Origin of the sequence: Paracoccus sulfuroxidans (assembly GCF_007830335.1) — a bacterium.
GTDB classification, from domain to species: Bacteria; Pseudomonadota; Alphaproteobacteria; order Rhodobacterales; family Rhodobacteraceae; genus Paracoccus; species Paracoccus sulfuroxidans.
The window spans coordinates 99572-120038 of the sequence record NZ_VLKU01000011.1 but is presented as its reverse complement, the minus strand read 5'-3'; the positions used below and the strand labels follow the sequence as shown (position 1 = coordinate 120038).

Sequence of the window (20467 nt, the reverse complement as noted above, 5' to 3'; positions counted from 1 at the left end):
TCGCCTGCCCTGCCGCGCCCTATCTGACCCTTGCGACCAGCCGAAGGAGAGCCGCGATGGGCCTGTTGAAATTCTTGCCCGTGCTTCTGGGGACGGCCATCTTTGCGCTTGAGGCCTATGTGCCCTTCGCCTCGGCGGCCCCCGTCAGCGCCGGGGTTCAGGCCGAAAAGGGGCTGAAGCTGCTGATGGTCCGCCGCGACGGCTGCGTCTATTGCAACGCATGGGAGGCCGAGATCGGCCCCGGTTACGCGAAAAGCCCGCTGGGCCAGCGCGCGCCTTTGGTGAAGGTTGATCTTCAGGGCCCCTACCCCGACGGGCTGGTGCTGGACCGCAAGCCCTGGCTGACCCCCACCTTCATCCTGCTGAACAACGGGCAGGAAATGGTGCGCTACGAAGGTTATCCCGGCAAGGACCGCTTCTATGCGGTGCTGGCGCAGATGATCGACGCGCCTTACTAGGCGGTCCCTCGCGGCCCAGCCTTCATTCCGGCTTTCACTGATGGCCCGCTTGGGCTATGGCATTTGGCGCGGCAAAAGCCGCAATCCCTGCACAAAACCTGCGATAAGGCCACGACATGCACGATATCCGCGCCATCCGCGACAACCCTGCTGCCTTTGACGCCGCGCTTGCCCTGCGCGGGCTTGAGCCGGTCTCGGCCCAGATCCTGTCGCTGGATTCGGACCGCCGGTCGCGCATCGCCTCGGCCGAGGCGGCGCAGGCCGAACAGAACAAGGCCAGCAAGGAAGCGGGCGCCGCCAAAGGTCGCGGCGACGAGGCCGAGTTTGAACGTCTGCGCAATCTGGTCAGCGCCAAGAAAGACGAAACCGCTGCCCTTCAGGGTGAAGCGGCCCGTTTTGACGAGGCGCTGCGCGAGCTGCTGCTGGGCATCCCGAACCTGCCGGTCGACAGCGTGCCGCCGGGCAAGGACGAAAACGACAATGTCGAGATCAACCGCTGGGGCACGCCCCGCAGCTTCGATTTCACTCCGGTCGAGCATTTCGAGATTGCGGGCGTCAAGCCGGGCATGGATTTCGAAACCGCCGCCAAGCTGTCCGGTTCGCGCTTCGTCGTCCTTCAGGGCGGCGTCGCGCGCATCCAGCGGGCGCTGGCGCAGTTCATGCTGGACCTGCACATCGCCGAGCATGGCCTGACCGAGACCTGGACCCCGGTTCTGGTCCTGCCCGAGATGATGCACGGCACCGGCCAGCTGCCGAAATTCGGTGAGGACAGCTATCAGACCCGCGAAGGCTGGTGGCTGATCCCGACCTCCGAGGTCACGCTGACGAATACCGTGAACGGCGATCTGGTCGAACATGCCACCCTGCCCCGCCGCATGGTGGCGCACAGCCAGTGCTTCCGCTCGGAAGCGGGCAGCGCGGGCCGCGACACCGCCGGCATGCTGCGTCAGCACCAGTTCGAGAAGGTCGAGATGGTCTCGATCACCGATGCCGAGACCGGCATGGCCGAGCATGCCCGCATGACCCGCTGTGCCGAAACCGTGCTCGAGCGGCTGGGCCTGCCCTATCGCACGGTCGTTCTCTGCGGTGGCGACATGGGCTTTGGCGCGCGCATCACCCATGACCTCGAGGTCTGGCTGCCCGGCCAGGACAAGTTCCGCGAGATTTCGTCCGTCAGCTATTGCGGCGACTTCCAGGCGCGGCGGATGAACGCACGCTATCGCCCCGAAGGCGGCGGCAAGCCCGAGTTCGTGCATACGCTGAACGGCTCGGGTCTGGCAGTCGGGCGCACGCTGATCGCGGTGCTGGAGAATGGCCAGCAGGCCGATGGCTCGGTCGATCTGCCCGAGGCGCTGCACCCCTATCTGGGCGGCAAGACGCGGCTGGGCGCGGACGGCGTGCTGGCCTGACATCCGCAGGGTCCTGCCCGGGCCCGTGCGCCGGAAATCTAAAGCGCGCGCGGCGGGAAACCTGCCGCGCGCCTTTGCGTTTCGTTGCTATGTTAAAGTCTGGAACGATCGCTCTGGTTCTGTTTGCGTTTGCCCAGCTGGCAAGCGTGGCTGGCTTTGCGCTGGTGTCACAGTCGCAAACGACTGTCGCCGTCGCGGGGCTGTCCGACAGCCCCTTTTCACTTCTCGATCTGGGGGTTGATCCGCTGGGGCAGATTGATCTGATGACCGTGCTGCTTGAGCCCGGGCATTGGATCGTCTGGGGGCTGCTTTTCTGCGCGATGGCCGGGCTTTGCGTCTATGTCGCCCGACGCCTGCAGGACAGTCTGCGGGCAAGGCGCGCGCGGCTGGCGGATGCGGGTCGTCAGGATGGGCGCGAACTTGCGCCCACTGCCGCAGGCCCCCTGACCGCGCGCAGCATGGCGCGGCTGTATGACGGCGACCAGACCTTCGCCGAATACGCGCCGCTGCTGATCGGGCTGGCGGCCAGCGCGGTCTGGCCTTGGCTGATGGAGCGCTGGCCGCTGGTCGCGCAGGCGCTGGCCTTGGTCGCGGTCATCGGGGTGCTGTCGGCGGTCATGCGCGGCAGGCGCAGCGCCGGGCAGATCACCCAAAGCTGGTCGCTGGGCTTTTTCGCGGGCTGGGTCTGGCTGTCGGGCTGCGCCGCTCTGGCGCGATTTCTGCAGGACCAGACCGGAGCCTCGGCCACGACCTGCACCATCCTTGCGATTCTGGTCTGCGCGGGCGGCACCTTCGCCATCCAGCTGCATCTGGGCCGGAACACCGGCTTCAGCGTCGCGGTGATCTGGGGGCTGATCGCCATTGCAGCAGCGACGATCTTCGTCAACGCCGTCTTCGCCACGGTGGCGGTGCTCTGCATCGCCTATATCGCGCTTGGATTGGTCAGGGCGACGACCTGAAGGCCAGCCGCCCCTGCCCTCAGGTGCCCTTCGGCTTCTGCCGCTGCTTATGCTTGGACAAGGCCCCGGATTGATTGATCTTTTCGGCCTTGTGCCGATAGGGGTTCTTGGTCCCCTGATCGCGGAAGGTCAGCCGGATCGGCGTGCCGGGCATGTCGAAATCCTGCCGCAAGCCGTTGATCAGATAGCGCTGATAGCTGTCGGGCAGCTTGTCGGTATGCGTCGCCATGACCACGAAGGCCGGGGGCCGGGTCTTGACCTGCGTCATATAGCGCAGCCGGATGCGGCGGCCACCGGGCGCGGGCGGCGGATGCGCCTCGGTCATGGCACCCAGCCACTGGTTCAGCCGCGCGGTCGAGACGCGGCGGTTCCACACCTCATGCGCCTTGATGATCGCATTGTGCAGCCGGTCCAGCCCCTTGCCCGTGCGGGCCGAGACGGTGACCAGCGGCGCGCCGCGCAGCTGCGGCAACAGCCGCTCGAACGCCTCGCGCAGCTCATTGAGCTTTTGCGGCTTGTCCTCTTCCAGATCCCATTTGTTCGCGGCGACGACGACGGCCCGACCCTCGGTCTCGGCGAAATCGGCGATGCGCAGATCCTGTTGTTCGAACGGGATCTCGACATCCAGAAGGACGACCACGACCTCGGCAAAGCGCACCGCGCGCAAACCGTCGGCGACCGACAGCTTCTCCAGCTTCTCGACCACGCGGGCCTTCTTGCGCATGCCTGCCGTGTCGAAGATGCGCATGGGCGTGCCCATGAAATTCGTCGTCACGCTGATGGAATCGCGGGTGATCCCGGCCTCGGGGCCGGTCAGCAGCCGGTCCTCGCCGATGATCTTGTTGATCAGCGTCGATTTCCCGGCATTCGGACGACCGATGACGGCGATCTGCAGCGGGTTCGCCTCGGTCGGACGCCAGTTCTCGGCGTCATCCTCGCCCTCGTCATCGCTGACGTCGACGTCGGTTTCAGGCGCCTGCTGGACGTTCTGGGCCTCGAACTGCTCGGCCATCGGGATCAGGACGTGATAAAGCTCATCCATGCCCTCGCCATGCTCGGCCGAGAGGCGCAGCGGCTCTCCCAGCCCAAGGCTATAGGCTTCCAGCAGCCCACCTTCGCCCGCGCGCCCCTCGGCCTTGTTCGCGGCCAGAATGACGTGCTTGGCGCGCTTGCGCAGAAGATCGGCGAAATATTCGTCCGCCGCCGTCACGCCCGCGCGCGCGTCGATGACGAACAGGCAGACGTCGGCCTCATCCACCGCGCGCTCGGTCAGGCGGCGCATGCGGCCCTGCAGGCTGTCATCCTCGGCCATCTCAAGCCCGGCCGAGTCGACGACGATGAAGCGCAGATGCCCCAGACGGGCCTGCCCTTCGCGCAGGTCGCGCGTCACGCCCGGCTGGTCATCGACCAGCGCCAGCCGCTTGCCGACAAGGCGGTTGAACAGGGTGGACTTTCCGACGTTCGGACGTCCGACGATGGCGAGGGTGAAGCTCATCAGCGATAGGCAATCAATCGGCCGTCATGCGAGACGACGTAAAGCGTCTGGCCTGCGACGGCGGGGGCTGCGGCTGCGCCGCCGGGAATGTTGGCCTGCCCGATCAACGCGCCCGAGGACGGATCGAAGACGCGCAGAACCCCGTCCGAGGACGGCACATAGAGTTTGCTGCCCGCAAGGACCGGGCCGAAGTGGTTGTAGACCGCGCTTTGCTTGCGCACGACGTTGCGGGTGAAATAGGGCAGTTTCTCGGCCCAGACGCGCCCGCCATTCGAGGCGTCAAGCCGCAGGATCTGCGCCTGATCATTCACGAGGAAGACCGAATTGCCCACCGGCAGCACCGGGCTGGCCGCCCCTTCGGGCGCCTCCCAGTTCGTCATGCCGGTCTGCAGATCGAACGCGGCGGTACGCCCCGACGAGGTGCCCGCATAGACCGTGTTGCCCACGATCACCGGATCGCCGGTCATGTCGCGGATCAGGCCGATCGAGCGGCCAAGGCGCGAGCCCGCGACCTGCGCGATCCAGCGCTGCTCTCCGGTGTTGACGTCGGCTGCGACCAGTTCGCCCGTGGTGAAGGGGAAGACGACCGTATTGCCCGAAACGGCGGGCGACGAGACGCCCATCACGCCTGCAACGCCGTCATTGCCGAAGACCTTCCACAGCACCTTGCCGTCGCTGGCGCGAACGGCCCAGCCGCTGGAGTTCCGGGCGGTCACATAGACCACGCCATTCGCGACGGTCGGCGCGCCGGAAATCGGGGCCTCGACCTTCTGGCGCCATGCGACGCCGCCGGTGCGCGCATCCAGCGCCACCAGCTCGCCATAGCCCGAGGTCGCAAAAACGCGGCCGCCGTCATAGGCGACGCCGCCGCCCGAGACGCTGCCTGCGGTCTCGCCGCCCGGACGCAGATCCGTGGCCCATGCCCGCCCGCCCGAGGTGGTGGTCGCGACGACCTGCGCCTGACTGTCGAGCGTGAAGATCAGCCCACCCGCAACCACCGGATCGGCGGTGATGCGGTGACGGCGGTCCGAGGCTTTGCCGATGCTGGCTGCCCAGATCTGCTGCGTGCCCGCGCCAATGGCCTGATTGCCCGAAGCATGCGCGGCCGAGCCTGCGCGCTGCGGCCAGTCGGCATTGCCGCGCACCGGCGGCAGCGACAGGGCCGTCGTGGTGGCGGTCGCGGGGCCGACGACCGCAGGCCCGTCGGGCGAGGCAATCGCGCGCGGGTCCAGCCGCTCGCCCTGCAAAGGCGCTGCATCACGGTTGCATGCCGACACGGCGGTCAGGCCCGCCAGAACCGCGATCAAGGGGAACCTCGTCATCGCTGTCTCCTTGTTGTTCCAGCCGCGCCTTCGTTCAGTTGGCGGGCGCGGGCGTCATGGACTGCGGGCCGGGGCCCTGGTTCAGGTCAGGGTCGGCGCCAAGCACGATCATCATCTCGGACAGGCGGCGACGCAAGGTTTCCGTCAGCCCGTCCTTCTGCTGGATCTGGCGGATCAGGACGACGGCATCCTCATCACGGCCCGCTCCGGCAAGGGCGATGGCTTTCTGCTCAAGCGCCAGCATCTCGAAAGGCGCGCCGGGCTTGGAGAGTTCCGACAGGATGCTGTCGCGATCGGCAGCGTCCATGGTGGTCCCGCTGGCGATGACCGATTTCAGCAGCGCCAGATCGCGCAGGATCGGGTCGCCCTGCAATTCCGAGGCGGCCGTGCCCAGAAGCTTCGTGGCCTGTTCGGTCGCGCCTGCCTCGGCATCCGTCGATGCGGTCAGAAGCTGCGCGATGGCCTTGCGCCCGGCCGAGCCTTGCGGGTCGATGGCGGCATAGGCGGCCGAGGGATCGGCGGCCTCTTCCGCGGCAATCACCGCATCGCCAAAGGCCCGCGCCCGGTCCTGGGCCTGATTGTTCGAATATTCGCGCCAGACGGCTCCACCGACCAGCGCGAGGATCAGGGCAATGGCGATCCAGCCAAAGCGGCGGAACATCGCGAACAACCGGTCCCGGCGCAGGTCCTCGGTCACTTCGTCGATGAAACTGTCGTTCTGATTGGCCATGTCGTCCCCGCTGGTCTTTCAGGTTCTTCTATACGGGCTTTCGGGGGATTGCCAATGCCGCTGATGGGGCGGAATCAACCGTTTGCACCCACCCCCACCCGGCTTTGGCGCATGGCCGAGGTCGAGTAAACGCCCAGAGCCAGCCAGATCAGACTGAAGGCAATCAGGTGCCAGCGGGTGAAGGGCTCACCAAAAATTGCGACGGCGCAGAAGAACTGCAGCGTCGGGTTCAGATATTGCATGAGGCCGACGGTCGCCATCTCGAGCCGCTGGGTGGCATAGCTGAAGAGGATCAGCGGCACCGCCGTCACCAGACCCGAAGCCATCAAGAGAAGCGAGATCGAGAGGCTGCTGCCGAAGGCCACTGGCGCAGCCAGCGATCCGGGGACCAGATGCAGCTTTTGCAGGACCAGCCAGCCCACGGCGAGCGGCAGAAGCAGCACGACCTCGCAGGCGACCGAGACCACCGGGGCGATCGGCAGCGCCTTCTTGGCCATGCCGTAAAGGCCGAAGCTGACGGCCAGCGTCAGGCTGACCCAAGGCGTCACGCCAAGGCCCCAGGTCAGCACCAGCACCGCCGCCACCGCAAGCCCCACGGCCAGCGCCTGCATCGGGGCCAGGCGCTCGCGGAAGACGACGACGCCCAGAAGCACGGCGACCAGCGGGAAGATGTAATAGCCGAGCGAGCTTTCCACCACATGGCCCGCCTGCACCGACCAGATATAGACGCCCCAGTTGATCGAAATGGTGATCGCGGCAAAGATGATCCGCCCGAGATAGGGGCCGGTCAGCGCTTGCCTGAGTTCATCCAATCGGCCCTGCAGGCCGAGAATGATCAGGAAGAGGGCCAGCGACCAGATGGTCCGGTTGGCCAGCACATCGAGCACATCGACCGAGGACAGCTGGCGATAGAAGAGCGGCGCGAACCCCCAGGTCACGCAGACCGCGATCATTGCCCAGAAGCCCTTGGTCCATTCCGACATGGTTTTGATCCTTTGCCACCGCGCGAGATGTGCGCCGCTTCCGGGGTGGAGGCAAGAGCAGATGGGGGCGCTGCCCCCGGCGCGCGGGCGCGCCTCCCCCGGGGTATTTCGGCAACGAAGAAATGGGGGATGCGAAAAGGCCCGCCGGTTGGGGCGGGCCTTCGGGATCGGTGTCGGGTCGGGATCAGTAGCGCGAGGCCACGTTTTCCCAGTTCACCAGATTGTTCAGGAAGTTTTCGAGGTACTTCGGACGCGCGTTGCGGAAGTCGATGTAATAGGAGTGTTCCCACACATCGCAGCCCAGAAGCGCGGTCTGGCCGAAGCAGAGCGGGTTCACGCCGTTTTCGGTCTTGGTGATCGCAAGGCTGCCATCGGCGTTCTTCACGAGCCAGGCCCAGCCCGAACCGAACTGGCCGACGCCGGCTTCCGAGAACTTCTTCTTGAACTCATCGACCGAGCCGAAGGCCTCGGTCAGCGCCTTTTCCAGATTGCCCGGAATGGTGTTCTTGCCCGCGCCCATCATTTCCCAGAACTGGCTGTGGTTCCAGTGCTGCGAGGCGTTGTTGAAGATGCCGTTCTGCGCCACGGCGGTCTTGTTATAGGTGCCGGTGACGATGTCCTCGAGCGATTTGCCTTCCCATTCGGTACCGGCGATCAGCTCGTTCAGCTTGTCGACATAGGCCTTGTGGTGCTTGTCGTGGTGATACTCGAGCGTTTCCTTGGACATGCCGCCTGCAGCCAGCGCGTCATGTGCATAGGGCAGATCGGGAAGCGTGAAAGCCATTTCTGTTTCCTTTCCAGATATTTCTTGGATGAATGTCTGACACAGGACAAGCACGGGGGGAAGTCCCGCCATCCGGGAAGTAACGTGGGGCATCGCCAAGCGTTCCGCAAGCCCGTCCGGGGCCGGGCGGATCAGGTCTCAGCGCGTGGGCGTGATGCACTGGCCCTGCCCCTGCATCGTGTTGTCGAAGCCCGCGACCGTGACCTGCATCGTCACCGTGCCGTCGGCCTTGCGCAGTACAAGCCGGAAATCCATGCGTTCGGCCCATTGGCCCGAGCCGTTGCGCACGCCCGCCAGCGCCCAGCCATAGGTGCGGCTGCGGCGGCTGTCCTGGGTGATCTGCGCCTGAATGGGCTTGCCGATCAGCTGGTGCAGGATGGTGTCGAAGACCTCGATCCGGCCCGAGGCCTGACGCGTCAGCATGACGAACTCGGGCACCCAGCCGGAATGCGATTCGTCGATCAGCTCGCAGAGCATCACCACCGGGCGGGGCGGGGCTGGCCGTTCCTCTTGCGCCGCAAGCGGTGTCGAAAGGGCGAGGGTCGCAAGAAGGCTAGCGGTGAGGGCGCGCATGGGCTGAGACTTTCCCGGGGACGTCCCCTGCTAGGTCGCATGGCGGGGCGCGCGTCTCAAGCCCGAGAACGGGCGGCTCGCGGGGAATTGCCCGCGAGCGGTAATGTCAGCGGGGGTCGAGATGCGTGCCGGGGGCCGCCGCACCTTCGAGGATGCCGCGCAGGTAATCCGCGACCGAGCGGAAGCCCATCAGCCGGAACCCCTGCCCGTGACGCCAGAAACCGCAGGCCGCCTGCGCGGCGCGGGTCCGGCGCAGGCCCGCCTCGGGCAGGTTCGCGGCATCGGCGGGGCAAAGCTTCGCCAACGCCTGATCGGCGCGCGCACCCTGAATGTCGAAGACCACCCGCATGTCCGAGACATCGACGACCAGCGCGTGATGCCCCTCAAGCGCCTCTTCAAGCGCGGCCAGCAGCCCCGCGATCTGAGGCTGGGGGGCGATCAGGATCAGCTCATCGGGCGACATCCAGCCCAGCATTCGCTCGCCCTGCCGCGTGGTCAGCATGGGTGCGGGCAGGACCAGATCGACGGCCCGCGCGATCACCTCGCCCGAGCGGAGCAGGTTGGCGCGGATCTGGATCATGCCCAGACCCTGCACCTGCGAGATTTTTGCCAGCGCTTCAGCCATTGGCCCGCGTTCCTTCCTTGTCAAAGAAGACCGGATCGCAGATCCGCGCCTTTACCGGCTCACCGCCCGGATTGGTGAATTCAAGGATCTCGCCCATGCGGGAGGGGCCGCGATGCACCAACCCCATGGCGATGGGCTTGTTCAGCGTGGGCGAGATATAGGTCGAGGTGACGCGACCCTGCGTGTTGCGCTGGCCATTGGCGTTCGCACCCTCGGCCACGGCATAGGCGCCATCGGGGATCATCACGCCATCGACGCTTTCCAGCCCGACCAGCTGCCAGCGATCCGGCGAGGTCATGAAGCTGCGTTCCTGCGCGCGCTTGCCCAGATAGTCGGGCTTTTTCTTCGAGATCGCCCAGCCCAGCCCCAGATCCTGCGGGATCACGGTACCGTCGGTTTCATCGCCGATCATGATGAAGCCCTTTTCGGCGCGCATGATGTGCATGGCCTCGGTGCCATAGGGCGTCACGCCCAGATCGCTGCCGAGTTCGTAGAGTTTGTCCCACAGCTCGCGGCCGCGATTGGCGGGCACGGCGATTTCAAAGGACAGCTCACCCGAGAAGCTGATGCGATAGACGCGGGCGGGGATGCCAGCCAGCTCGCCCTCGGCGCAGCCCATGAAGGGCAGCGCATCGGCCGACAGATCCATGCCGCCCAGCCGCTCCAGCAGGGTGCGGGCCTTGGGACCGGCGACGGCGATCTGCGCCCATTGCTCGGTCACATTGGCGGTGTAGACCTTCCAGTCCCACCATTCGCATTGCAGCCAATCCTCGAAATGGCCGTGGATGCGGTCGGCCCCGCCAGTAGTGGTGTGGACAAGGAAGCTGTCGTCCGACAGGCGCACGACGACGCCGTCGTCCATCAGGAAGCCGTTTTCTGAACACATCAGCCCATAGCGGCATTTGCCGACCGGCAGGCTGGACATGAGGTTGGTGTACATCATGTCAAGGAACTTGCCCGCGTCGGGGCCCTTGACGATGATCTTGCCCAGCGTCGAGGCGTCGAGCATGCCCACGCCGCCCCGCACGGCGCGGATCTCTCGCGCCACGGCCTCGGCATGGCTTTCGCCCTGCGCCGGATAGCAATAGGCGCGCCGCCAGAGGCCGACCGGCTCGAAGAAAGCACCGCGCATCTGGTGCCAGTCGTGCATCGGGGTCTTGCGCAGGGGCTGGAAGATCTCGCCCCGCGCCTCGGCGGCAATGGTGCCCAGCGTCAGCGGCGTATAGGGCGGGCGGAAGGTGGTCGTGCCGGTGGCAGGGATGGGCTGGCTCAGCGCCTTCGACAGCACCGCGAGGCCGTTGATATTGCTGACCTTGCCCTGATCGGTCGCCATGCCCAGCGTGGTGTAGCGCTTGGTATGCTCGACGCTTTGATAGCCTTCCTGCGCGGCCAGCTCGACGTCCGAGACCTTCACGTCATTCTGGAAATCCAGCCACATCTTGAACTTCATCTTGCGGGTGGCGTGGACCGGCATCACCCAGACGGGCAGGATCGCTGCCTCGTCCGCTGCGCCGGTCAGCCCGGCCACCGCCAGATCGCCGGAGGCGGCCCCTTCGACGCTGGCCATGGCCTTGCCGTCGGCCCCGGTCGGCGGGCGGTTCGGATCGGGCGAGAACATGGCGGCGCTGTCGCTCCAGTTCAGTTTGCCGCCGCAATGGCTCCACAGGTGGACGACGGGGGACCAGCCGCCCGACATGGCGACGCAATCGGCCTCGATCACCTCGGTCACCTCGCCCGAGCCGTTATGCGCGCAGACCTTGACGCCTTCGACCCCGCGACCGCCCTTGATCCCGGCGATGGCCGAGCCGATCAGCACGCGGACCCCACGGGCGCGCACGGCCTCGACCAGCGGGCCGTTCGCCACGGTGCGGGCGTCGATCACGGCGGGCACGGTTAGTCCCGCATCCAGCGCCGTCAGCGCGGTGCGATAGGCGTCGTCATTGTTGGTGACGACGACGATGCGGCGACCGGGGGCCACGGCGTAATCGTTGATGAAATCGCGCACGGCCGAGGCCAGGATCACGCCCGGCACATCATTGCCCGCGAAGGACAGGGGCCGCTCCAGCGCGCCGGTCGCGATCAGCACATGGCCCGCGCGGATGCGCCACAGGCGCTGGCGCGGAATGCCGGCATTCGGGTCATGATCGGCCAGCGCCTCGCGCGCCAGCAGATAGCCGTGATCGTAAAGCCCGGTCGCCATGGTGTTGCGGCGCAGGGTGACGTTCGACAGGGCCGAAAGCTCGGCCACCAGCGCGTCGATCCGCGCCTGCCCGTCGGCATGGTCGGTCGGCGTGCGCCCGCCCCAGTTCGGCGTCTGCTCCAGCACCAGCACGGTGCCGCCCTTGCGTGCGGCCTCGGCTGCGGCCTGCAGGCCGGCGATGCCACCGCCCACCACGACCAGATCGGCAAAGCCGTAGGCCTGTTCATATTTGTCCGGGTCTGCTTGCGTGGGCGCCTTCCCCAGACCGGCCGAGCGGCGGATGATCGGTTCGAACAGGTGCTTCCATGCGGGCCGGGGATGGATGAAGGTCTTGTAATAGAAGCCCGCCGGGAAGAAACGATAGAGCCAGTTGTTCACCGCGCCGATGTCGACGTTCAGGCTGGGCCAGGCGTTCTGGCTGGTCGTCACCATACCGCCGACCAGCGGGGTGGTGGTGGCGCGCTGGTTCGGCTCGAACCGGCCGCCCTGACCAAGACCCAGAAGCGCGTTCGGCTCTTCCGCGCCCGAGGCGACGGGGCCGCGCGGGCGGTGATATTTGAAGCTGCGCCCCATCATCAACTGGCCGCTGGCCAGCAGGGCCGAGGCGAGCGTGTCGCCCTGAACGCCGCGCAGCTGGCGGCCGTCGAAGCGGAAGGGAAGCTGATAGGCGCGGTCGATCAGGCGGCCGCCCTGCGGCAAACGGAAAGGTCCGGTCTCGGTCATGGGATCAGCCCTTGGAGGATTGAAGGTTCACGGCATCCCCGTCCGGGTGCCAGTCCGGGCGGGCCGCCTGAATGGCGGCGATAATCTCGGGCGTGGGCTGCGGCGTCTGGGCGGAATAGGTCCCGAAGACCTGCAGCGTCGCGGTGTCGCGGGCGGTCAGGAACCATTTGCCGCAGCCATAGGCGTGCCGCCAGCGTTCGAAATGCACGCCCTTGGGGTTCTTGCGGGCGAACATATAGGCCTCGAATTCCGTATCCGACGATCCGGGGCCAAAGCGCTTCAGATGCGCCTCGCCACCGGCCTGCAGCTCGGTTTCTTCGGCGCTGATGCCGCAATAGGGGCAGGTCAGGGTCAGCATGGGGAACTACTCCTTCGGCGGCAGGGATTGGACGCTTTCGCGCGCAAGATCCGTCAGGATGCGGCGCGTGTCGTCATCGTCGAACTGGTCCCCGGACAGCCAGACAAGCCCATGCTTGCGCACACCGCGCTGATACATGGCCTCGGTGCCCGGCAGATCCAGAGCGGCTTTTTCGTTGGTTTTCCCGACACGGTACATGGCCCCGTCTTCGCGGACGAACTGCATCATATTGCCGTTCACCATGAAGCACAGGCCGCCGAACATCGGCTTTTCGGACAGTCCCGGCAGGTCGCCGATATCCGTCCGCAGCAATTCTTCCAGCCCCGGATCACGCGCCATTACAGCGCCTCCGGCAGCGGGGTCACCAGAGAGCTGAACGCTCTCTGGTGGGTGGTCAGCTGCGCCGCAATGCGGCGCACCGCATCAGTTCGACGACGGAGCGGCAGGCGTTGCAGGCTCGGCCGGAGCCGGAGTTGCGGGCGCGTCAGCAGCAGGGGCGTCGGTTGCCGGGGGCGTTGCGGGTGCAGACTCGGTCGGCGGGGTCGTTTCGACGGTCGCGGTGCCAGTGTCAGCCGGAGGCGTCGTGCTGCTGCCGGACATGTACCAGACGACACCAACGATGATGACGACGACAACGCCGACGATAAGCCAGAGATTGCTGCTGTTGTTGTTGTTCGGATCGGCCATGAAGTTCGCTCCTTGGTCATGGATAGTCTCAAGCCTAATACAACTTTGCTGCAGAAGTTCCCCACAGTGTCGCCATCGGGCGCAACCTGCCGGAAATCAGCGAAATTTAGCCGAACGCCCGTGTTTGCGACCATCTCAAGCGCGCGTCCCATGCCTAGTGCGCGACGCCTGCCGCGACGCTTTCGTCGATGAAGCGCCCCTCGACAAAGCGGTTCAGCCCGAAGTCGGCGGCCAGCGGGCCGGGACGGCCGTTGGCGATCAGCTCGGCCATGGCCCAGCCCGAACCGGGGATGGCCTTGAAGCCGCCCGTGCCCCAGCCGCAGTTGACGAAGACGTTCTTGACCGGCGTCGTCGACAGGATCGGAGAGCGGTCGCCCGTCATGTCCACGATGCCCCCCCATTGCCGCAGCATCTTCAGCCGCGACAGCATCGGGAAGGTCTCGATCAGGGCGCGCACGGTTTCTTCGATGTGATGCCACGAGCCGCGCTGCGTGTAATTGTTGAAGCTGTCGGTGCCGCCGCCGATCACCATCTCGCCCTTGTCGGACTGCGACAGATAGCCGTGCACCGTGTTGGCCATGATGACCAGATCGCAGCAGGGCTTGATCGGCTCGCTGACCATGGCCTGCAGCGCGATCGATTCGATCGGCAGCCGGAAGCCCGCCATCTCGGCCAGATGCGAGGAATGGCCCGCGACGACCAGCGCCAGATTGTTGCACTCGATCCGGCCCTTGCCGGTGTTGACGGCCTTGACCTGCCCGAATTCGGTCTCGATCCCCGTGACTTCGCAATTCTGGATGATGTGCATGCCCATGGCCGAGCACGCCCGCGCATAGCCCCAGGCCACCGCGTCATGCCGCGCCGTGCCGCCGCGCGCCTGATAAAGCCCGCCCAGCACCGGATAGCGCGGACCGTCGATATTGATGATCGGCAGCATCTCCTTGATGCGCTGCGGCCCGATCCATTCGGTCGCGACGCCCTGCAGATGGTTGGCATGGGCCGTGCGGCGATAGCCGCGGATCTCATGCTCGGTCTGGGCCAGCATCAGCAGGCCGCGCGGGCTGAACATGACGTTGTAGTTCAGGTCCTGCGACAGATTCTCGTAAAGCTTCAGCGCCTTGTCATAGATCGCCGCCGACGGGTCCTGCAGATAGTTCGAGCGGATGATCGTCGTGTTCCGCCCGGTGTTGCCGCCGCCCAGCCAGCCCTTCTCGATCACCGCGACATCGGTGATGCCGTAGTTCCGGCCCAGGTAATAGGCAGTCGCCAGCCCGTGGCCGCCCGCGCCCACGATGACGACCTGATATTTCTTGCGCGGCTCGGGGTTGGCCCAGGCCTGTTTCCAGCCGGTGTGCAGGCGCATCGCCTCTCGCGCGATGGCAAAGATCGAATAGCGCCCGGTGGACTTGCTGGCAGGCGTTGCGTTCTCGGACATGATGGACCTTCCCCGACTCGTCTCTGGCAAGATTGAAACCAAGCCGCTGTTCCGGCAAGGCTGGCTTGCGACGCAGCAATAGTCGTTTTGCGACAATCATGGTGCGCATTTATCCCAAGGCGCGTCTCAACCTTTTTGCCGCACCCGTTTTCCTTTTTCCCGGCGCGCAAAACCGCTATACCGCAGCACGAATTGGAGGACTGGGATGTTCTGGATCATCTGCGGGGCGCTGACCTGCTTTGTCGGGCTGGCCATCGCCGTGCCGTTCTTGCGCAAGAACAGCGACTTGGACGACGAGCCGACCGCGGCCTATGATTTGCGCATCTATCGCGACCAGCTGCGCGAGGTCGAACGCGACCTTGAGCGCGGCGTGATCGACCCCGCCGAGGCCGAGCGCCTGCGGACCGAGATCGGCCGCAAGGTTCTGGCCGCCGACCGCGCGGTCGAGGCCACCGCGACGCCGACTACTCGCCACGACAGCATCGGGGCGATGGCGGTGCTTGCGCTGATCGTGGGCGGTGCCTTCGGGCTTTACGCCTATATGGGCAGCCCCGGTCTGAAGGATGAGCCCATCGTCGCCCGCTATGCCGAGGCCGAGGAATCCTACCGCAACCGCCCCTCGCAAGAGGAAGCCGAGGCCAAGGCCCCGAAGCCCGAACGCCCGGCCCCCGATGCAAACTATGCCGAGCTGATCGAGCGCCTGCGCGAGGCCGTGGCCCAGAACCCCGACGACCCGCAGGGCCTGATGCTGCTGGCCCAGCATGAAGAGCAGCTGGGCAATCTGCCCGCCGCGCGCAAGGCCGCCCAGCATCTGCTGGAGGTTCGCGGCAAAGAGGCCAGCGCCGACGATCACGCGGCGCTCGCGGCACTGATGACCGACGCGGCCGGCGGCACCATCACCCCCGAGGCCGAAGAGCAGATCGGCACGGCGCTGGCCATGGACCGCACCAACCCGCGCGCCCGTTTTCTGGCCGGGGTGCTGCAATGGCAGAATGGCCGTCCCGACCGCGCCTTCCCGATCTGGGCGGCGCTGCTGGCTGAGGGCCCGGACGACGCGCCCTGGAACCGGATCATCCGCGAACGCATCCCCGACCTTGCCTGGCTGGCCGGAGAGCCGAATTACACCCCGCCCGAGCCCCGCGCCGCCCTGCCCGGCCCCAGTGCCGAGGATATGGCCGCCGCCGAGAACCTAAGCCCCGAAGAGCGGCAGGAGTTCGTGGCCTCGATGGTCAAGCGGCTTGAGGCGCGACTGGCGACCGAAGGCGGCACGCCCGACGAATGGGCGCGGCTGATCTCATCGCTGGTGGTCATCGGCCAGACTGACCATGCCCGCGACATCCTGACCGAGGCGCGCGGGCGCTTTGGCAGCGACGCCGAGGCCAGCGCCATGATCGAGGCCGCCGCGAAACAGGCGGGTCTCGAATGATCTGCGCCCAGATCGAGGATTTCGCCCCGCTTCTGCCGCGTCACGGCGCGCTGGCCGGGCTGGATCTGGGCACCAAGACCATCGGGGTCGCGGTCAGCGACGGGCTGCGCAGCGTGGCCTCCCCTCTGACGGTGATCCGCCGCGCAAAATTCACGCTGGACGCCGAGGCGCTGCTGAAGATCGTGGCCGATCGCGAACTGGTCGGGCTGGTCCTTGGCCTGCCGCGCAACATGGACGGCAGCGAAGGGCCGCGCGCCCAGTCGACCCGCGCCTTCGCCCGCAATCTGGAACGGCTGACGCCCCTGCCCATCACCTTCTGGGATGAGCGCCTGTCGACCGTCGCCGCCGAGCGCGCGTTGCTGGAGGGCGACACCTCGCGCAAGCGCCGGGCCGAGGTCATCGATCAGGTCGCGGCGGGCTATATCCTTCAAGGCGCGCTGGACCGGCTGAGGTATCTGTGATGGCGGCCTCATCCCCCTGCATCAACATCTGCCAGATGGACGATGACAGCGACCTCTGCCTTGGCTGCGGGCGCACCATTGACGAGATCATCGCCTGGGGCTCGCTTCGTGAAGACCAGCGGCAGGCGATCATGGCGGAACTACCCGCGCGGCTGGAAGAGCTGACCCGGAACGGCGCGCGCTGACCCGAAGCGCGCGCGCAAAGAAAAGGACCGGGGCTTTCACCCCGGCCCGAATATAGTCCGGCTTGAAGCCCTTACTGGTCCAGCTTGAAGGTCCAGTAGAAGGTCTCGCCCGAGGCATCGTCGACGCCGTCATTGTCGGTCATCACATGCACGGTGCCGTCGGCGGCAATCGCCATGCCCTCGACCTTGTCCTGCACATAGCCGTTCCACTGCTTCAGATCGGGGATCAGGTCGCGCACGACCTCTTTGGTGACGACCGGCAGCTCACCGTCCAGCGCGACCGGCTGCATCTGCGACAGCGCAACGCGGGTGATCTGCTTCAGCGCGGCCTTCTGGCCGATCAGGTTGTCACGCTCGACCAGATAGGCGTAATCGCCATGGATCGCGAGTTCCGAAAGACCGACCCAGCCCTCGCCGCTGTCCAGCGGATAGCGCAGGCCCAGCCATTCGCCGCTGGCCGGGTCCAGTTGCAGAAGCTTGGTCTGACCCTTGGGATCATCCTCCCACTCGCGCTGGACGGCGGCCCAGATCTTGCCGTCCTGCACCGCGACGCCTTCCAGACCGAATCGCGTCTGGCCCTTCAGCAGGCTGTCCGGCAACGGGAATTCCTGCGTGATCGCGCCCTTGGCGTCGACATGCAGGATCGCGTGCGGCACTTCTTTCTTGGGATCGCCCTCATTCGCCAGCCAGAAGCCGCCCTGCCCGTCCGGCGCAATGCCTTCCAGATCGATCTTTTCGGCGGGTTGGCCGTCGCGCGTGACGATGATCTTCGCGGTGATCTCGGCCGGGGTCTTGCTGGCGTCGATGCGATAGATCGCCGGGGCCGCGCCATAGGCGCTGTCGCTGACGGCCCAAAGCACGTTCTGGTCCTGCGGATCGACCGCAAGGCCCGACATCGCGCCCCAGCCGATCAGCTCCTCTCCGACCGAGACGAGCGTCGGATAGGCGGCCTCGCCCTCGGCACGCTCGAACAGCATGACATGCGCGCGGGCGGCACCGTCTTCGCCAAGATCGGTCTCATTCGCGGTGGCAAACAGGTTGCGCGAGGGGATCGCGACCAGCCCTTCGGGGCCGATGCCCGAGGGTAGGAGCTGCAAAAGCTTCGGCTCGGCCGGGTTCGCGACGTCATAGACGCCGACCATGCTGGCACGCTCGGAGCCCACGAACAGCAGCTTCTGGCCGTCGAATTCGCCATAGGTCACGCCTTCCGGCTCGACCCCCTTCTTGCCCGAACGGCCCTCCGGGTAATGGCCGGTGCGGATGATCGCATGTTCGAACGCGGCACCCGATTCATGGACGACCGTGCCGTCTTTCTTCCAGATGGTGAACCCGCGCGAGCCGCCCTGCCAGTCGCCTTCATTGGCGGTGGCGAAATGGTCGGCGTCGATCCAGGTGACGGCATCGGGTTCGCGCTTCTGGCCCTTGATCTCACCCGAGAAATCCAGCTTCCCGTCCTTGTCGATGTCGACGCCCGACAGATCGACCGCACCGGCGCTGAAATGGCTTTGCACCTTGCCGTCGGCCCCGATCACCACGAGGTGGTTGTTTTCCTGCAGCGTCACGACCAGTTCGTTCTGGCTGTTGAAGGCGACATATTCGGGCTCGGGGTCTTCGGGGGCGATCTCGGCCAGACCGGTCAGGTCGATGACCTGCTTGCCCGCGCAATCGACCTGCCCGTCCTTGATCGGCAGGCGCACGACGAACCCGGCGGGCATCTGCGGGATGGCACCGTCATTGACCTCTTCATCGCGCTCATTCTCGATGGCGACGGCCAGAAGCGAGCCATCGGGCGACAGCGCGACCGAATCGGGCTGGCCGCCCAGATCACAGCTGGCCGTGAGCGCCTTGCTGGCGATATCCAGCGTGCGCAGCGCGCCCGAGGGCTGGGTATAGCTTTCCGAGGTGTTGACGCCCACAAAGGCCAGCCCGCCCAGAACGACGGTGGTGGTGGGCTCTCCCTGAACGTCGACATTGCCCAAGGGCTTCGGCGCACGTGGGTCGGTGATGTCCAGAAGCCCGATCGCGCCCAGCGGGCTGTCGGAATAGATCAGCGTATTGCCATCCGGCGTGACCGTCATGATCTCGGCCGAGGTGGCGCGCGCGGTATCCTCGCCCGCCGCCATATTGTCGGTGGTGGCGAAGGTCGCGATGCGGTTGAAGACCGGCTCGGCCAGGGCGGGATAGGCCACGCCAAGCGCAAGGATCGAGCAGAAGGACAGTCGGAAGGACATGGGTGCCTCGGAGGGTTGGATCTTTCCCCCGGCTCATCGCGCGCCAGCGTGACAGCGCCATGCCAGTTCCGTGACGATTGCGCGACGTCTGAACCGAACCGTCCCGTTCAACGCATTTCGCCGCTGTTTCAACCGCCTAGTTGCGGATGACGACGCGCACTTCGCGGATGGTGGTGCGGATGCGGTCGCGCGTCTCGGCCGGTTCGCGCGACAGCGCATCCAGCATCGCCCGCATGTCGCCGCGCAGGCCGTGCAGCTGGTCCAGCAGCGACATCACCAGCCCCAGCGCCTCTTCATCCATGTGGTAACCTTCGGACAGGTCGACCAGCAGGCCCAGACGCGCCAGATCGACCTCGCGGAACAGCGGGCCACGCTCGGATTGCACGGGCTGCAGCACGCCCGCCCCGATGTAGCGTTGAATCTGCTCGGGGGTCAGGCCCTCGATCTCGGCCAGAGTCTCATCCAGGGTATAGTGGCGTGCGCTCATTTGCCCCTCCGCGGATCATAGCCATGGCCGTCGCGCCAATGTTCGAAGAAGTTGCTTAGCTCATCGTCGATATGCGGGGGCATGACGATCTTCAGCACCGCATGCTGGTCGCCGTGGCTGCCATCCGCGCGCTTCAGCCCGCGCCCCTTCAGCCGCAGCTTCTGGCCCGAGCTTGCGCCGCGCGGGATCGTCAGCATCACCGGGCCGGTGATCGTCGGTGCCTCGACCTTGCCGCCCAGAACCGCCTGATCCAGCGTGATCGGCAGCGTCACCTCCAGATCATCGCCGTCGCGCTTCCATTCGGGGTCCTCGGCCACGGTCAGGGTCAGCAGGGCATCGCCCGGCTCTCCCTCGCCGAAGCCCGCGCCACCCTTGCCGCGCAGCCGGACGGTCTGGCCGTCGCGCGCGCCTTCAGGGATTTTGACCTCCAGCGTGCTGCCATCAGGCATGGTGATCCGGGTCGAGCCGCCGCGCGCCGCCGTCATGAAGTCGATCTCCAGCGTGAAATGCTGGTCCGGGCCGCGCATGTCGAAGCTGCGCGCGCCGCCCCGGCGTCCCTGCCCCTGCCCGCCGCCACCACGCTGGCCGAAGAGATCCGAGAAGACGCCCGAAAGGTCGTCGAACCCGGCCTGATCGTTGCGATAGGGGTTGTTCCCGGCCTCGGCATATTCGCGGTAATAATGGCGCTGCGGCCGTTCCTGACCGCTGGCGTCAATCTCTCCCCGGTCAAAGCGGGCGCGCTGCTCGGGGTCTTTCAGCAGGTCATAGGCGGCGGTCGCGGCCTTGAAACGCTCGGTCGCGGCGGCGTCGGGGTTGAGGTCGGGGTGATCGGTCTTGGCAATCTTGCGATATGCCTTCTTGATCTCGTCCTGCGACGCGCTTTTGCCCAGCCCCAAAGCCTTGTACGGATCGTCGGCCATTACCTGCCCAACCTTT

21 protein-coding genes are annotated in these 20467 nt (G+C 66.2%); 6 read left to right on the top strand and 15 right to left on the bottom strand.

The annotated features are described in order from the left end of the window. Window positions 1-56 precede the first annotated feature (56 nt). The 3 genes from IQ24_RS16445 (at window position 57) to IQ24_RS16435 (ending at window position 2826) form a co-directional block, all read left to right on the top strand. The gene (locus IQ24_RS16445; RefSeq protein ID WP_242008267.1) at window positions 57-458 is read left to right on the top strand and encodes a thioredoxin domain-containing protein; all 402 of its coding nucleotides are present in this window, start codon (window positions 57-59) and stop codon (window positions 456-458) included. A gap of 116 nt (window positions 459-574) precedes the next feature. Beyond that, window positions 575-1867, top strand: coding sequence for a serine--tRNA ligase (serS, locus tag IQ24_RS16440; RefSeq protein ID WP_145399372.1), 1293 nt, complete (start codon window positions 575-577; stop codon window positions 1865-1867). A 164-nt stretch (window positions 1868-2031) separates the two neighbouring features. Continuing rightward, window positions 2032-2826, top strand: a complete 795-nt coding sequence (locus tag IQ24_RS16435) for a hypothetical protein (RefSeq protein ID WP_145399371.1) — start codon at window positions 2032-2034, stop codon at window positions 2824-2826. 19 nt (window positions 2827-2845) lie between these two features. Here the strand turns inward: IQ24_RS16435 and der are convergent, their stop codons facing one another. The 12 genes from der to IQ24_RS16375 form a co-directional block, all read right to left on the bottom strand. Further along, window positions 2846-4321 (bottom strand): ribosome biogenesis GTPase Der, encoded by a 1476-nt coding sequence (der, locus tag IQ24_RS16430; RefSeq protein ID WP_145399370.1) that lies wholly within the window; start codon window positions 4319-4321, stop codon window positions 2846-2848. Further along, window positions 4321-5643, bottom strand: coding sequence for a PQQ-binding-like beta-propeller repeat protein (locus tag IQ24_RS16425; RefSeq protein ID WP_145399369.1), 1323 nt, complete (start codon window positions 5641-5643; stop codon window positions 4321-4323). Before IQ24_RS16425 ends, der begins: the two co-directional genes overlap by 1 nt. A gap of 34 nt (window positions 5644-5677) precedes the next feature. After that, complete coding sequence (locus tag IQ24_RS16420) at window positions 5678-6373, bottom strand: tetratricopeptide repeat protein (protein ID WP_145399368.1); 696 nt, start codon at window positions 6371-6373, stop codon at window positions 5678-5680. 74 nt (window positions 6374-6447) lie between these two features. Continuing rightward, a complete protein-coding gene (gene rarD, locus IQ24_RS16415) occupies window positions 6448-7356 on the bottom strand; it encodes an EamA family transporter RarD (RefSeq protein ID WP_145399367.1) in 909 nt (302 codons plus the stop codon). Between the two features lie 184 nt (window positions 7357-7540). Continuing rightward, window positions 7541-8140 carry a superoxide dismutase gene (locus IQ24_RS16410; RefSeq protein ID WP_145399366.1) on the bottom strand — a complete coding sequence of 200 codons (600 nt, stop codon included), beginning with the start codon at window positions 8138-8140 and terminating at the stop codon, window positions 7541-7543. 138 nt (window positions 8141-8278) lie between these two features. Beyond that, the gene (locus tag IQ24_RS16405) at window positions 8279-8713 is read right to left on the bottom strand and encodes a hypothetical protein (RefSeq protein WP_145399365.1); all 435 of its coding nucleotides are present in this window, start codon (window positions 8711-8713) and stop codon (window positions 8279-8281) included. 106 nt (window positions 8714-8819) lie between these two features. Continuing rightward, on the bottom strand, window positions 8820-9338 hold the full coding sequence (locus tag IQ24_RS16400) for a sarcosine oxidase subunit gamma (RefSeq protein ID WP_145399364.1): 519 nt from the start codon (window positions 9336-9338) through the stop codon (window positions 8820-8822). Next, complete coding sequence (locus IQ24_RS16395; RefSeq protein ID WP_145399363.1) at window positions 9331-12261, bottom strand: sarcosine oxidase subunit alpha family protein; 2931 nt, start codon at window positions 12259-12261, stop codon at window positions 9331-9333. The genes IQ24_RS16400 and IQ24_RS16395 overlap by 8 nt, the downstream gene beginning before the upstream one ends. A gap of 4 nt (window positions 12262-12265) precedes the next feature. Next, window positions 12266-12619 carry a sarcosine oxidase subunit delta gene (locus tag IQ24_RS16390; RefSeq protein WP_145399362.1) on the bottom strand — a complete coding sequence of 118 codons (354 nt, stop codon included), beginning with the start codon at window positions 12617-12619 and terminating at the stop codon, window positions 12266-12268. 6 nt (window positions 12620-12625) lie between these two features. Then, window positions 12626-12958 (bottom strand): TfoX/Sxy family protein, encoded by a 333-nt coding sequence (locus IQ24_RS16385; RefSeq protein ID WP_145399361.1) that lies wholly within the window; start codon window positions 12956-12958, stop codon window positions 12626-12628. Between the two features lie 84 nt (window positions 12959-13042). Next, window positions 13043-13306 carry a hypothetical protein gene (locus IQ24_RS20150; protein WP_158637557.1) on the bottom strand — a complete coding sequence of 88 codons (264 nt, stop codon included), beginning with the start codon at window positions 13304-13306 and terminating at the stop codon, window positions 13043-13045. 154 nt (window positions 13307-13460) lie between these two features. Continuing rightward, complete coding sequence (locus tag IQ24_RS16375) at window positions 13461-14741, bottom strand: sarcosine oxidase subunit beta family protein (RefSeq protein WP_145399360.1); 1281 nt, start codon at window positions 14739-14741, stop codon at window positions 13461-13463. Between the two features lie 205 nt (window positions 14742-14946). Between IQ24_RS16375 and ccmI the strand changes: the two genes are divergently transcribed. Genes ccmI through IQ24_RS16360 form a run of 3 tightly spaced genes read left to right on the top strand, consistent with a single transcriptional unit; the run spans window position 14947 to window position 16813 of the window. After that, window positions 14947-16167 carry a c-type cytochrome biogenesis protein CcmI gene (gene ccmI, locus IQ24_RS16370; protein WP_145399359.1) on the top strand — a complete coding sequence of 407 codons (1221 nt, stop codon included), beginning with the start codon at window positions 14947-14949 and terminating at the stop codon, window positions 16165-16167. Further along, on the top strand, window positions 16164-16628 hold the full coding sequence (gene ruvX / locus IQ24_RS16365) for a Holliday junction resolvase RuvX (RefSeq protein ID WP_145399358.1): 465 nt from the start codon (window positions 16164-16166) through the stop codon (window positions 16626-16628). Before ccmI ends, ruvX begins: the two co-directional genes overlap by 4 nt. Continuing rightward, window positions 16628-16813 (top strand): DUF1289 domain-containing protein, encoded by a 186-nt coding sequence (locus IQ24_RS16360; RefSeq protein ID WP_145399357.1) that lies wholly within the window; start codon window positions 16628-16630, stop codon window positions 16811-16813. The genes ruvX and IQ24_RS16360 overlap by 1 nt, the downstream gene beginning before the upstream one ends. Before the next feature lie 71 nt (window positions 16814-16884). On the opposite strand, the gene IQ24_RS16355 is transcribed toward IQ24_RS16360, so the two are convergent. From IQ24_RS16355 to IQ24_RS16345, 3 genes are all read right to left on the bottom strand, one after another. Further along, window positions 16885-19044, bottom strand: coding sequence for an esterase-like activity of phytase family protein (locus IQ24_RS16355; RefSeq protein WP_145399356.1), 2160 nt, complete (start codon window positions 19042-19044; stop codon window positions 16885-16887). 136 nt (window positions 19045-19180) lie between these two features. Then, complete coding sequence (locus IQ24_RS16350; protein WP_145399355.1) at window positions 19181-19531, bottom strand: MerR family transcriptional regulator; 351 nt, start codon at window positions 19529-19531, stop codon at window positions 19181-19183. Further along, on the bottom strand, window positions 19528-20451 hold the full coding sequence (locus IQ24_RS16345) for a DnaJ C-terminal domain-containing protein (RefSeq protein WP_145399354.1): 924 nt from the start codon (window positions 20449-20451) through the stop codon (window positions 19528-19530). Before IQ24_RS16345 ends, IQ24_RS16350 begins: the two co-directional genes overlap by 4 nt. Between the last annotated feature and the right edge of the window lie 16 nt (window positions 20452-20467).

Excerpts from the sequence above, each read along its gene's own strand:
- IQ24_RS16445 (WP_242008267.1), top strand. The coding sequence starts at position 57 with ATGGGCCTGTTGAAATTCTTGCCCGTGCTTCTGGGGACGGCCATCTTT.
- serS (WP_145399372.1), top strand. The coding sequence starts at position 575 with ATGCACGATATCCGCGCCATCCGCGACAACCCTGCTGCCTTTGACGCC.
- der (WP_145399370.1), bottom strand. The coding sequence starts at position 4,321 with ATGAGCTTCACCCTCGCCATCGTCGGACGTCCGAACGTCGGAAAGTCC.
- IQ24_RS16425 (WP_145399369.1), bottom strand. The coding sequence starts at position 5,643 with ATGACGAGGTTCCCCTTGATCGCGGTTCTGGCGGGCCTGACCGCCGTG.
- IQ24_RS16420 (WP_145399368.1), bottom strand. The coding sequence starts at position 6,373 with ATGGCCAATCAGAACGACAGTTTCATCGACGAAGTGACCGAGGACCTG.
- rarD (WP_145399367.1), bottom strand. The coding sequence starts at position 7,356 with ATGTCGGAATGGACCAAGGGCTTCTGGGCAATGATCGCGGTCTGCGTG.
- IQ24_RS16410 (WP_145399366.1), bottom strand. The coding sequence starts at position 8,140 with ATGGCTTTCACGCTTCCCGATCTGCCCTATGCACATGACGCGCTGGCT.
- IQ24_RS16405 (WP_145399365.1), bottom strand. The coding sequence starts at position 8,713 with ATGCGCGCCCTCACCGCTAGCCTTCTTGCGACCCTCGCCCTTTCGACA.
- IQ24_RS16400 (WP_145399364.1), bottom strand. The coding sequence starts at position 9,338 with ATGGCTGAAGCGCTGGCAAAAATCTCGCAGGTGCAGGGTCTGGGCATG.
- IQ24_RS16395 (WP_145399363.1), bottom strand. The coding sequence starts at position 12,261 with ATGACCGAGACCGGACCTTTCCGTTTGCCGCAGGGCGGCCGCCTGATC.
- IQ24_RS16390 (WP_145399362.1), bottom strand. The coding sequence starts at position 12,619 with ATGCTGACCCTGACCTGCCCCTATTGCGGCATCAGCGCCGAAGAAACC.
- IQ24_RS16385 (WP_145399361.1), bottom strand. The coding sequence starts at position 12,958 with ATGGCGCGTGATCCGGGGCTGGAAGAATTGCTGCGGACGGATATCGGC.
- IQ24_RS20150 (WP_158637557.1), bottom strand. The coding sequence starts at position 13,306 with ATGGCCGATCCGAACAACAACAACAGCAGCAATCTCTGGCTTATCGTC.
- IQ24_RS16375 (WP_145399360.1), bottom strand. The coding sequence starts at position 14,741 with ATGTCCGAGAACGCAACGCCTGCCAGCAAGTCCACCGGGCGCTATTCG.
- ccmI (WP_145399359.1), top strand. The coding sequence starts at position 14,947 with ATGTTCTGGATCATCTGCGGGGCGCTGACCTGCTTTGTCGGGCTGGCC.
- ruvX (WP_145399358.1), top strand. The coding sequence starts at position 16,164 with ATGATCTGCGCCCAGATCGAGGATTTCGCCCCGCTTCTGCCGCGTCAC.
- IQ24_RS16360 (WP_145399357.1), top strand. The coding sequence starts at position 16,628 with ATGGCGGCCTCATCCCCCTGCATCAACATCTGCCAGATGGACGATGAC.
- IQ24_RS16355 (WP_145399356.1), bottom strand. The coding sequence starts at position 19,044 with ATGTCCTTCCGACTGTCCTTCTGCTCGATCCTTGCGCTTGGCGTGGCC.
- IQ24_RS16350 (WP_145399355.1), bottom strand. The coding sequence starts at position 19,531 with ATGAGCGCACGCCACTATACCCTGGATGAGACTCTGGCCGAGATCGAG.
- IQ24_RS16345 (WP_145399354.1), bottom strand. The coding sequence starts at position 20,451 with ATGGCCGACGATCCGTACAAGGCTTTGGGGCTGGGCAAAAGCGCGTCG.